Below are 12,511 nucleotides of genomic sequence, written 5' to 3'. Positions count from 1 at the left end.
TTTACACTGCCATATCTTCCGCGAACTTTTCTTTGATCTCTTCCAGCACTTCCAGAATTTCGTTGTGGTCGCCTAACCCCACCAACTTTGTTCGATATTCTTTAAAGTTCGGTATACCCTTAAAGTAATTGGCGTAATGACGTCGCATTTCAAACACACCGGTTTTATCCCCTTTCCATTCGATAGACTTGGTCAAATGCGTCTTGCAGACTTCAACGCGCTCGTCTATGGTAGGGCCTCCCAATCGTTCTCCTGTTTCAAAGAAGTGTTTGATTTCCCGAAATATCCAAGGATACCCAATGGATGCGCGTCCAATCATAATGCCGTCGACTTCATATTCCATTCGCCAGGCGGCAGCCTTTTCCACAGAGTCGACATCACCGTTTCCAAAAATAGGAATCTGAATACGTGGATTACGTTTTATATCGCGTATCATGCTCCAGTCGGCCTGTCCTTTATACATCTGGGCTCTTGTACGTCCGTGAATAGATAATGCCTTTATACCCACATCCTGTAGGCGCTCTGCTACTTCGTATACATTTTTAGTATTATCATCCCAGCCGAGACGGGTTTTTACAGTTACCGGGAGGGGCGTGGCGTCAACGACAGCCTTAGTCATAGCAACCATTTTATCGATATCTTGTAATAAACTAGCGCCTGCCCCACGACAAGCAACGTTCTTTACCGGGCAACCATAATTGATGTCAATCAAATCCGGTTGCGCTAAGGTGCATATCTCGGCAGACTGACGCATGCTTTCAATATCGGAGCCGAATATCTGTATACCGATAGGCCTTTCGTATTCAAAGATGTCAAGCTTCTGTTTAGATTTAGCAGCGTCGCGAATTAATCCCTCCGAAGAAATAAACTCTGTATACATCATATCCACCCCGTTTTGCTTACACACATAACGGAACGGCGGGTCACTGACATCCTCCATAGGGGCCAGTAGTAACGGAAATTTACCTAAATCAATATGCTCACCAATCTTTACAGCCATCTTGTTGATTTTTTGCAAAGTTACAGAATTTCTTTCTTCTTCATTTTTTCCTTGATGAAAAAACGAAGCAAAAAAATCAAGGCTGAATATGGTTTTGCTATTTTCCCTTGTTTATTCCTAAACAAAATAAAACTCGCTTCGCTCAAACATTATTTTGTTTTTAACGAAATAATCTCCAGAAAAATGACCGCAAAACAATATAAGGCCATTTTATCCGTATAACCGCCAAGCGTTATTGATTGTTTTCATTTACGCATTGCACCATCCCCCGTTAACATCTAATGCCGCATGCGAATGTTTACAACTGTACAAACTCATTTCTAGTACTATCCCATATGTAAAACATTCGAAGCGGCGAACTTTTTTGTTTCTTTTTTTGTGGTAAAAAAGGAAAAACTAATTTTTAAAAGAACAACTGTCCAGATGATCATCAACCATACCGACGGCCTGCATAAATGCATAACATATCGTAGTGCCGAAGAATTTTATTCCACGTTTTTTAAGATCCTTGGATATGGCATCCGATTCCTTGCTGTGTGTTGGAGCTGATTTTAAGTCTTTCGGCGAGTTGACGATGCGTTTTCGTTCTGGCATAAAGCTGTAAAGATAGTTGTAAAATGATCCGAATTCCTGTTGTATTTGTATAAATACCTGTGCATTTTTTACGGTTGATGCAATTTTTCCACGGTGACGTATGATGCGTTCGTCCTGTACGAGCTCTTCAATTTTACGTTCATCAAATTGTGCTACTTTTTTATAATCGAATGCTGCAAAAGCTTTCCGATATCCTTCTCGCCGCCGTAAGATCGTAATCCAGCTTAAGCCAGCCTGCGCTGATTCAAGAACGAGAAATTCGAAAAGAACAGTGTCAGAAGATACTTCTTTACCCCATTCTTCATCATGGTATTTTACGTATAAATCATCGTTACCGCACCAAGGGCAACGTTCAATAGCGGATGGCATCATGTCTTTTTCTTTTTTCAGCTTGGTGATATTATGCTAACTTTACGCCAAAGTAAGAAAATTTTCGGATGTATCTATTGAAGCGTATCTTTTTGAGTAGCCTACTTTGTTTGATAATCAGCATAGCGTGGGGGAATCGCGTGGAAGGAATGGAAATAGATAATTTCAATTATATACTGCCGGCGGAGGATCGCCCAAACAAACTCCTCGAACAACTTTTGACTGAAATTAGGCAGCGCAGTATAAATCCAGTTGCCTCTCTGGATTATATGAAATCTATGGCGGGATCCACTGAAAGCATACCTCATGGGCAAGGGGAGATAAAAAGTGAGCGCCCCGTGTGGGTGCTGCTGGTCGTTTTCTTGTTGTTCTTGGCGATTGCACTCGTACGTCTAGCTTTTCCGGGTGATTTTGCGATGATTGTACAAGCCTATTACGACGAGCGGGCATTGTTGCAGATGAGTAAAGAAGATAATATGCTCACGTCATGGCCGTATATATTTCTGTATTTTATCTTTAGCTTGGCGTTAGGTCTCTTCATCGTGCTCATGGAATCGTCTTTCGTGCGTTTTGATGTTCTCAACTTCGAAAACTATGTACAAACGGCGTTTCTTGTTGCATTATTGTTCATTATTAAAATACTCTTAATTAGGTTTATTTCGTTTGTGTTTGAAATAGGTCGTTTGGTGAGGGAATACGTGACGGTACTTTACTTGGTTTACTTCAATAGTATGCTTTTTTTGATGCCTTTCCTGCTAGCGGTAGCGCTTGTTCCCACGACATATTTTAAGATTCTGTTAATTTTGTTCAGTGTATTGGTGTCTATCTTGTTTATATATAGATTCTTACGAGCTGCATTCCGTTTGTTCGGAAATCTAAAGTTTTCAATTTTTTATTTAATTCTGTATCTTTGCGCACTTGAAGTAGCGCCGATTTTGATATTGGTTAGAACATTGAGCAATTAAAAAAATTGAATATGCAAGTAGATGAAGCAAGAGCCAAGAAGGTAAAAAGTATCTTAGTTACCTTACCCAAACCTGAAAATGATAAATCTCCGTATTTTGCCTTAGCAGAAAAATATAACTTAAAATTGGATTTTAGAGGGTTTATCCATGTCGAAGGTGTTCCGGCGAAAGATGTGCGTAAGGAAAAAATTAACTTTGCGGATTTTACAGCTGTTATCTTTACCAGCAAGAATGCAGTCGACCACTTCTTTCGTGTATGTGAGGAAATGAGGTATGAGGTCCCGGCAGATATGAAATATTTCTGTATTTCAGAGGCTATCGCTCTTTATTTGCAAAAATATATCCAATATCGTAAACGTAAAATTTTCTTTGGTAAGCAAACGGCCAAAGACCTAGAGGAAGTTTTAAGGAAACATAGTAAAGAAAAATTTCTTTTTCCATGTTCGGACGTGGCTAACGAAGAAACACAAAAATGGCTACAGGATAATGGATATGATTTTACTCCGGCAGTTTTGTTCCGCACCGTTATCAGCGACATCAAAGATCTGGAAAATGTATTTTATGATATTATCGTTTTCTTTAGCCCTTCAAGTGTACAATCGTTGTTCGAAAATTTCCCTGATTATAAGCAGAATAACACACGCATTGCTGCATTTGGTGCTACGACCCAACAAGAGCTGCTCAACCATAATTTAACCTTAGATATACCAGCCCCTACACCAGAAGCGCCAAGCATGACTATGGCAGTAGAACAATACATTAAACAAGTAAATAAATAGAAGGGGCTGTTGCAGAATATTTTCGTAAGTTTGTAAATAGTTGTTAAGCGTTAGAACTTGTGAAACTAAAACCAGTAAATAGTATATCAGGAATTTCTCCAAATGATTTTGTTCGAGATTATCTCAACAAAGGACAGCCGGTTATCATTAAAGATTTTATCAGCAAAGAGAGCTCTTGCTGGCAAAAATGGAGCTATGACTATTTCAAGGAAATAGCAGGGAGTGAACAGATCGATATATACGGCCGTGAAGAAGAATCGCAAAACCATGCCGCTAGTCCCCCAGTGGGAAGGATGAGTTTTGGTGAATATCTTGATAAAATAAGTACGGAGCCTACGGAGCTTCGTCTGTTCCTTTTCAATTTGATAAAGATCAGGCCAGAGTTAAAAAAAGATGTTATCTATAATGATGTAACTGGCGGGAAGGTCTTGCAATGGCTTCCTTATATGTTTTTCGGAGGAGAAGGTTCGGCGACCCGTAACCACTTTGATATCGATATGTCGCACGTATTCATTTCACAATTTCAAGGCACTAAACGGATATGGCTTTTTCCAAACAACCAGTCCGACCTGATGTATAAGCTGCCTTATAACTTTCATAGTATTGCCAACTTAAAAACAAGCAGCTATGATGAGTACCCTGCCTTAAAGTTATTGGATGGTTATGAAGCGGTTATTAATCCTGGGGATACATTGTATATGCCAGCAGGATGGTGGCACTATATACAATATGACACTGAAGGCTACTCCATTTCGGTGCGAGCACTGGCAAATTCAATTAGCGAAAAGATAAAAGGGGCTAGAAACCTATTTGTCACGCGTTATTTTGATGATACTATGCGTAAAGTGTTCAAGGGTAAATGGCTCGATTACAAAATTAAAACTGCTCGGAAACGTGCGGATAGGGCGATACGCAAACGCGAGCGAAAATGAGGCTATAGAGACGCAATATATGCGCCTCTATAATTCCTTCACAAATTCCTTTATTGCTTTCGTAGGATCTCCGGTTTTCATGAAGTTTTCTCCAATCAAAAAACCTTGAAAGCCGGCTTTTTTTAATTCTTTTATCGTCTTAGGATCCGAGATGCCACTTTCCGAAACCTTGATAAACCGGTTAGGAATAGTATTTGCCAAGTCATAGGAGTGATTCAGGTCTACCACAAAATCTTTAAGGTTCCGGTTGTTGACGCCTATAGCATCTATGCTGTCAAAGATACTACGTTGGAGTTCTTCTTCGTTGTGAACTTCTAGGAGCACATTCAATCCTAACGATTTAGCATAATCTGCGTACGCTTGTATTTCGTTGCTATCTAAGCATGCTGCGATTAGGAGAATGATATCAGCGCCATGCGCTTTTGCTTCGGCTATTTGATAGGTGTCTACGATAAACTCTTTACGCAGCAAAGGGATGGTTAAGACTTCCCGCGCAGTACGTAAATCCGCAAGAGAACCCTTAAAAAAATCCGAGTCCGTCAATACCGAAACTGCCGAAGCACCCGCATCCTGGTAACCTATCACCACCTCCGCGACGCTTGAGGTGCTATTGATGAGCCCCTTTGATGGAGACGCCCGTTTAAACTCTGCAATGATGCCCGTCCGTTCAGGATGCAATACGGAATCTCTCAGCGAATAACAAGTTCTGCTGAAAAACGGATACTGCTCTAGTTCTTCCAATGAGACTTGCTTTTTAGCTTCCGCTACCTCTACTTTTTTTCGTTCTATTATTTTATCTAATATTGTCATCATATTCTGTAGTTATCGGAACTATATTTAAGATGTCCCTAATTAACACGATATGTCGCCTTGGAAACTTTGCATTGTAGGCATCTCTTCTTTGCACTTAACCATTATGCAAAGATTTCCCAGCGACGAGTTTTGCTACGCTTTTGCGGTCAAAAATGTAAATTAAGATAACCAATTCGCAATCAATTTTTTGCCATTTGTTGTTAACACCGATTCTGGGTGAAACTGTACACCACGTACATCGTATTCCCTGTGGCGCAATGCCATGATGACTCCATCAGCATCTACCGCTGTTACATGGAGGCATGCCGGCAAACTATCTTTGGACACCGCCCACGAGTGGTAACGTCCAATCCTGGAATCCTTAGGGAAATCATGAAAAAGTTTTTCCGTTTCATCGGTAATAATAATGTCGGTCGCGACGCCATGTAAAGGCTTAGGCATGTTGTATAGTGTACCGCCGAATACTTCCGCAATTGCCTGTTGCCCCAAGCAGATGCCTAAGATGCTTTTGGAGGGAGCATATCGACGGATAACATCCATTAAAAGCCCCGCTTCCTTTGGTATTCCCGGGCCGGGCGACAGCAATATGCTGTTAAAGGGTTCTATATCGTCTAATTCGAATTTATCATTTCGCCACACGGTATACGTTTGTCCTAATTCTTGTAACAAGTGGACGAGGTTATACGTGAATGAATCGTAGTTGTCGATTACTAATATGTTGTTCTGTGTCATTATATTTGTTCTTCCTGTTCTAACTCCGTTTCTTTGTCTTCGTATAGTTTTCGGAGCGCCTCTAACTCCAATATCCGATTATCGATGGTCTCAATCGATGCTTTGACATGCGAAAGTGTCGTGCAGTATGGCAGTGGCCGTATCATAACGTTTCAGCAATTTCTAATGCGCGGCGTAAAGCTGCAATTTTATTATTAACCTCCTGCAACTCCTTTTCAGCATCAGAATCCAGAACGATCCCCGCTCCAGCTTGATAATGCAGTACATTATACTTGCTTAGAAAAGAGCGAATCATGATGGCGTGATTGAAATCACCATTAAAGCCCATATAACCTATCGCTCCAGAATAAAAAGAACGCGGCAAACCCTCATAACGATCGATCAGCGTAAGTGCTTTATGTTTGGGAGCACCGGAGAGTGTTCCGGCAGGGAATGTGTCGCCTACTACATCAAAAGGGTTTGAAGTAGGATTGAGATCACCGGAAACTTTTGATACCAAATGGATAATATGGGAGTAATATTGTGCCTCTTTATATGATTTTACGTTTACGTTTGTACAATGGCGACTCAGATCATTGCGCGCTAAGTCTACCAACATGACATGTTCTGCGGATTCTTTTGGATCATTTTTCAATTCTTCGGCAATCTTTTCGTCTTTTTCCATGTCGCCTGTGCGCTTAAACGTTCCCGCGATGGGGTATATGGTGGCTTCCCCTTTTTTAATCGTTAACTGTGCCTCGGGCGATGAACCAAATAGTTTGAAATCGCCGTAATCAAAATAGAAAAGATAAGGTGAAGGGTTGACCGACCGCAGCGCGCGATATACATTAAACTCATCTCCCGCAAATGGCGTGGAGAAAGCACGTGAGGGTACAATCTGAAAGACGTCTCCACGTTGTATATGTTGTTTCATCCTGTTGACCAGATTCTTAAAATCTTCATCCCTCATATTAGAAGCTTCCCCGCCTTGGCGTTTAAAATGGTATTCTGGGAAATTTTTATTTTGTATTAAATATTCCAATCTTTCTAGATCGGAGGATTCGTCGGCGAGCAGGTTTTCGAAGATATAGAGTTGATTTCTAAAATGGTCAATAGCGATAACGTAACGGTATACATGATATTGCATAGCTGGAATTTCGCGTGCTAGATGTGTACCTGCTGTTAGCTCGATGTCTTCAAAGTGCTCAATAGCATCAAACGTAAAGTATCCGAACAGTCCAGAAGAAATAACATTCACTCCTTCAATTTTCATTTGGGAGAAGTGCTTACGGAAAGAAGACACCTCTTCTCGGAGGTTAATTTCGCTAGCCGGTTTGTAAACAGGCTGCTTGCCCGGCTCAACGATGCGCAGATGTTCTTTGTTAAGGGTGATGCCTGCAATAGGATCGCAGCAAATATAGCTGATATTGTTGTCGCGACTATGGTATTCTGAGCTTTCCAAGAGCAAACTGTTGGGAAAGGTATCTCGCAAACGGAGGTAGATGCTTACCGGCGTCGTCGTGTCAGCCAGTATCTTTCTGTAGTTCGTTTTTAATGTGTATTTCATACTGTTGTTTTTCGTGTTGTAGCGGACGTAGTCTCATCTCGTAGCCGCTGTGCCAAAAATAAAAAAAGCCCGACGTTTAATCGCCGGGCTTACTTTCAAATGGTTTTGGTTGATTATGAATATCTTCTAATACATACCAAGCACATTCCCGACGTTGCTTACTTCGGGCCACCACCAGCTTGTATGTAATTGTTTTGTTATCATGTACAGCGCAAATTTATGAATATTTTTTATTTGACAAATTTTTTTTGATAAAAAAATAAAAAATGTCGATTAGTTTTAATCATTTAGCAAATCAGGTCGACGTTCTTCCGTACGTTTCAGTTGTTGCTCATAACGCCAAGCAGCTATTTTTGCTTCGTGACCACTGAGCAGGACTTCAGGGATACGGTGACCGCGCCACTCAGCGGGCCGTGTATAGATGGGGGCATCCAGCAATCCGTCTTGAAAAGAATCTGACAGAGCCGAGGTTTCATCTGACAACACACCCGGTATCAATCGGACAACAGCGTCAACCAATATTGCAGCGGGAAGCTCTCCACCAGATAGCACATAGTCGCCTACGGAAATTTCTTTGGTCACAAATACATCCCGGATACGCTGATCGATTCCTTTGTAATGTCCGCAGAGGATAATGACATTCTCTATGGATGATAACACGTTTGCAATTTCCTGGTTGAGGGTTTCGCCGTCCGGTGTCATGTAAATTACTTCGTCATATTGCCGTTCCGCTTGTAACTTTTCGATGCAGGCTGCAAAGGGTTCAATTTGCATGACCATTCCTGAGCCTCCGCCATAGGGATAGTCGTCAACAGATTTATGCTTGTTTGTCGCATAATCCCGCAAGTTATGTACGTGGATGTCGACCAAGCCCTTTTGCTGAGCACGTTGTAGAATAGAATGTGCAAATGGACTGTCCAGTAAGCCCGGTAAAACAGTAATGATGTCAAAACGCATGCTACAAAGATAGATTTTTTATGTGTACTTATTGACGCATTTTGATGTGGCTTTTTCTTTACAGAATATAATATTTATCGTTCTGTTCCAAAATATTGAATTCGTTTTTAGTTTAATATATACAGTGTTAATGTTTTTAATTTAGGCATGTTTATAGAATAAAGTTTTGTTATGTTAATGGTATTCTGTATTGTTATTTTGTTTGTTGGTTTTTTCTGTTTTGTACTTTTCCGCCCGAATTATTAGTACGGTATCAGTGATTGTGTGAGTTTTTTTGAAAAGTTGCAAGAACAAAGTTAATTTTTTATGTTTGCATAGTTTAACAGTTTTTAACAGTTATAGCGTAGTGTGCATGCGTTTTCTGTTAATGGGAGATATAGAAAAATTGATTAACTAAACAAACAACTCAGATGAAACAGACTTTATTAACTAATCTTTTGCATTTTCTTTGTTAGGGCGGTAACTTTTTACACACAAACGGCATGTGATGTAGGTTTTAACTTTACTGACTTTTTGGTTTACATAAATTGGTATTACGATAGTAGTAATTCGTGTAAGATATGTAACGTTTAAACAAACCGCTATGTATTTCAGTAAATAGCATAAGCAATAAACAATCAACAAATTAATAACTAAACAAAACAAACATGAAACAAAAATTACTCAGTTTAATTTTTGTGTTAACGTGCCTGGTAGGGGTATCGTTTGCACAAAACCGACAGGTGAGTGGTCGCGTGACATCGGCAGGCGATGGAAGCCCAATTTCGGGTGTGTCCGTGGCTGTGGTGGGTACGTCGAACGCCACGCAAACCGATGGAGACGGCCACTATTCCATCTCGGTTACTGGAAATGATGCCGTATTCGCATTTTCCTATGTAGGTTACACTAGCCAGCGTGTTAACGTAGGTTCCCGCGCAGTCGTCAATGTAGTATTAACTGCAGACGAGGGAACTTTAGAAGAGGTAGTCGTTACCGCGATGGGAATCCAACGTCAAGCTAAAAGTTTGACATATGCTCAGGCGAATGTCGATCCCGAAGATCTAGTGCAAAATTCGGAGCCGGATATTTTGAAATCCATGCAGGGTAAAGTAGCCGGTGTAGACATTCGTACATCGCAAGGTACACCTGGAGCTGCAACACGTTTCCAGATAAGGGGTAACGCGTCGTTTACTGGCGACAATCAGCCGCTTATTATTGTTGACGGCGTTCCTTTCGATAATTCTAGTGTTGTGACAAGTAATCAAACATCTGGAGGTACAGCATATTCATCCGGTATCGCCATGTTGGATCCGAATGATATCGAAACCATGAACATTCTAAAAGGTTCTGCTGCATCCGCGCTGTATGGTTCGAGGGCTTCTAATGGAGTGGTTTTAATCACGACGAAGTCTGGAAGTGCGAAATTGAACAGACCAACATCGATTACGTTCAGAAGTTCCGTTTCGCTAGAAAATATAGCAAACCTACCTAAATATCAAAATCTTTACGGAGCAGGGGCCAACTTTGCCTATTCAAACTCTAATGGTTCGTGGGGGCCAGCGTTCAGGAACCTAGATAGTATTGCGGCTTGGGGTCCCTATATAGATGCAGGTATTTTTGCACCTGGAAGTAAAGTTCCATACCAAGCATACCCAAACAACGTGAAAGACTTGTTTAACACAGGAGTAGTGTACGAGAACTCGGTTGGAATAAACGGAGGTACGGATGTCTTGGGATTCAATATGACTGCTTCTATGTTAGACCATCAAGGGTATGTCCCCAATTCCAGTTATAAACGCTATAATCTTTCTGCCGGCGGAACAGCCAAATTATACGATAGATTGACCGCGAGGGCTAATTTGACATTCGCTAACTCCGGCCAGATCGGAGGGTATTTCGGGGAAAACCAGGTGTCTGGGGCGGCTTCTCAATTTGCGCGTTCATTGTTCTTAGCAAGAAACTGGGATGTATCATTACCTTGGGAAGACGCGAACGGACATAACCTCAACTGGTTAGGGGCCGGTCAATTTGATCATCCAACATGGTCGGCACACAATAACTTTGCGACAACGAGGGAAAACCGCATATTGGGTTCGGCGGGATTGGATTTTGAAGCAACCGATTGGTTAAGCTTTAGCTATATGTTAGGAACAAATATTAGTTTCCTAGATCGTTCGGAACGTTATGAAATCAGTTCACGTGCTTTTGAGGGAAATGGAGCATTGATATTAGATGGAAGGGATCATAAGGAACTCGAATCTACTTTTCTTGCTACTTTTACTCCAAAGATTAATGAAGATATTTCTTTAACTGGTAGAATAGGGCACAACTATAATCAACGTGTTACGGACCGTGTAATCAATGAAGGTAGACGTTTCATTACACCTGGTATCTATTCTTTAAAAAACACGGCTCAACAAATTTTTGACACGGATCAGGTATTCAAACGTCGTATAATGGGCGTGTTCGCTGAAGCCAATTTTGGTTTTAGAGATTATTGGTTTGTACAGTTGGTTGGGCGTAACGATTGGTCCTCAACTTTACCTTCGAATTCCAGATCTTATTTCTATCCCGGAGTATCTACCTCTTTCGTTTTGACCGATGCTTTGAATATGGATAGCGATATCTTAAATTATGCTAAAGTCAGGGCTGCGTGGGCAAAGGTAGGTCGTGATACAGACCCCTACATGTTACAAGATGTGTTCTTGTTCGGGCCGAATTTTCAAGGCCAACCGACAGGCCGTTACGATTATACGGCGTATGATCCAAACTTGACACCTGAATTTACCAATGAGGTCGAGTTAGGAACAGAACTTCGTTTGTTAAAAAATAGATTGACTGTGGATTTCACATGGTATAACAAAATTTCTACGGGTCTATTGGCTCGCGCAGGTATGCCTAACTCTTCCGGTTATGATTTCCTTTTTACCAATTTCGGCAAAATTCGAAATAGAGGTGTTGAGATTTCTTTGGGAGTAAAACCATTGTCTCCAGAGTCTCCTGTTCAGTGGAGCATAGACGCCGCATTTACGAAGAATAAAAATATGGTATTAGACTTAATGGAGGGAACGGACAGGATTCAATTGAGAGGTGTCTTGACAGGTGTTTCTCCATATTTGGAGCCGGGGATGCCTTTCGGGTATATCAGAGGAACGAAGTCTATGCGTGACGATGAAGGAAACCTGTTGATCAATCCGGCAACGGGAGCGATGATCGAGGATCCTGAGGAGGGTATGGTTGGTGACCCTAACCCGGACTTTAAGCTGGGTATTAATAACCGAGTTAGTTACAAAAACTTTACATTGATGGCGCTTTTCGATTGGACGAAAGGCGGAGATATGTATTCCGTGACTAATTCTTCTTATTTGGGTAGGGGTGTAACCAGAGATACGGAAGGTCGTGAATATAATGCTATTATCCCTGGCGTGTATGGCGATCCGATAACGGGTCAGCCGATACTAGACGGAAATGGCAACAAAATCCAGAACCAAACAAGAATAGCAGTCAATGACCTTTACTTCTCTCCAGATCCAGGCGTGGGGCAGACATTTGCTATCAATACAGCTACGGAATGGAATATGTATGACGCAACTGTATACAGATTGCGTGAGGTGTCTTTAGGATATGAACTTCCACAGAAATTATTCGCCAACACGTTTGTTAAAGGATTGCACTTTAGCGTTACTGGCAGAAACCTGTGGTTCTTTGCGCCGAACTTCCCTAAATATGCTAACTTCGATCCAGAGGTCAACAGTTTTGGTTCATCCACGACGCAAGGTTTTGACTTGTCCGCTGCACCAACTACACGCCGTTATGGATTCAATCTAGTTGCTAGATTCTAAAAA

Annotated in this window: 11 protein-coding genes; 4 read left to right on the top strand and 7 right to left on the bottom strand. The window is 41.3% G+C overall.

Annotation, left to right across the window (positions count from 1 at the left end; translation table 11 throughout):
* Nucleotide 1: 1 nt before the first annotated feature.
* Both dusB and C5749_RS18290 read right to left on the bottom strand, forming a co-directional pair.
* The gene (dusB, locus tag C5749_RS18295) at nt 2-1,000 is read right to left on the bottom strand and encodes a tRNA dihydrouridine synthase DusB (protein ID WP_105727657.1); all 999 of its coding nucleotides are present in this window, start codon (nt 998-1,000) and stop codon (nt 2-4) included.
* 396 nt (nt 1,001-1,396) lie between these two features.
* Nucleotides 1,397-1,963 (bottom strand): DNA-3-methyladenine glycosylase I, encoded by a 567-nt coding sequence (locus C5749_RS18290; RefSeq protein WP_105727754.1) that lies wholly within the window; start codon nt 1,961-1,963, stop codon nt 1,397-1,399.
* Between the two features lie 68 nt (nt 1,964-2,031).
* Here C5749_RS18290 and C5749_RS18285 point away from each other — a divergent pair, with 68 nt between their 5' ends.
* The 3 genes from C5749_RS18285 to C5749_RS18275 are packed head-to-tail and all read left to right on the top strand — an operon-like array spanning nt 2,032 to nt 4,639.
* Nucleotides 2,032-2,928, top strand: coding sequence for a DUF4271 domain-containing protein (locus C5749_RS18285; RefSeq protein WP_105727656.1), 897 nt, complete (start codon nt 2,032-2,034; stop codon nt 2,926-2,928).
* A gap of 11 nt (nt 2,929-2,939) precedes the next feature.
* Nucleotides 2,940-3,707: a uroporphyrinogen-III synthase gene (locus tag C5749_RS18280; RefSeq protein ID WP_105727655.1), complete on the top strand. Its 768-nt coding sequence runs from the start codon at nt 2,940-2,942 to the stop codon at nt 3,705-3,707.
* Nucleotides 3,708-3,766: 59 nt separating this feature from the next.
* On the top strand, nt 3,767-4,639 hold the full coding sequence (locus tag C5749_RS18275; protein WP_105727654.1) for a cupin-like domain-containing protein: 873 nt from the start codon (nt 3,767-3,769) through the stop codon (nt 4,637-4,639).
* 27 nt (nt 4,640-4,666) lie between these two features.
* Here C5749_RS18275 and trpC read toward each other — a convergent pair whose 3' ends face one another.
* The 5 genes from trpC to trmD form a co-directional block, all read right to left on the bottom strand.
* A complete protein-coding gene (gene trpC, locus C5749_RS18270) occupies nt 4,667-5,449 on the bottom strand; it encodes an indole-3-glycerol phosphate synthase TrpC (protein WP_105727653.1) in 783 nt (260 codons plus the stop codon).
* 162 nt (nt 5,450-5,611) lie between these two features.
* Entirely contained in the window at nt 5,612-6,184 is a 573-nt protein-coding gene (locus C5749_RS18265; RefSeq protein WP_105727652.1) for an anthranilate synthase component II, read from the bottom strand.
* Complete coding sequence (locus tag C5749_RS18260; RefSeq protein ID WP_245893842.1) at nt 6,184-6,330, bottom strand: hypothetical protein; 147 nt, start codon at nt 6,328-6,330, stop codon at nt 6,184-6,186. The genes C5749_RS18265 and C5749_RS18260 overlap by 1 nt, the downstream gene beginning before the upstream one ends.
* Nucleotides 6,327-7,730, bottom strand: coding sequence for an anthranilate synthase component I family protein (locus C5749_RS18255; RefSeq protein WP_105727651.1), 1,404 nt, complete (start codon nt 7,728-7,730; stop codon nt 6,327-6,329). Before C5749_RS18255 ends, C5749_RS18260 begins: the two co-directional genes overlap by 4 nt.
* A 279-nt stretch (nt 7,731-8,009) precedes the next feature.
* Nucleotides 8,010-8,687, bottom strand: coding sequence for a tRNA (guanosine(37)-N1)-methyltransferase TrmD (gene trmD, locus C5749_RS18250; protein ID WP_105727650.1), 678 nt, complete (start codon nt 8,685-8,687; stop codon nt 8,010-8,012).
* Between the two features lie 647 nt (nt 8,688-9,334).
* On the opposite strand from trmD, the gene C5749_RS18245 reads away from it, so the two are divergent.
* The gene (locus tag C5749_RS18245) at nt 9,335-12,508 is read left to right on the top strand and encodes a SusC/RagA family TonB-linked outer membrane protein (protein ID WP_105727649.1); all 3,174 of its coding nucleotides are present in this window, start codon (nt 9,335-9,337) and stop codon (nt 12,506-12,508) included.
* The last annotated feature ends 3 nt before the right edge of the window (nt 12,509-12,511 follow it).

The organism is Sphingobacterium gobiense (assembly GCF_002980575.1).
Classification (GTDB): domain Bacteria; phylum Bacteroidota; class Bacteroidia; order Sphingobacteriales; family Sphingobacteriaceae; genus Sphingobacterium; species Sphingobacterium gobiense.
This window is presented reverse-complemented; position numbering and strand designations above follow the sequence as displayed.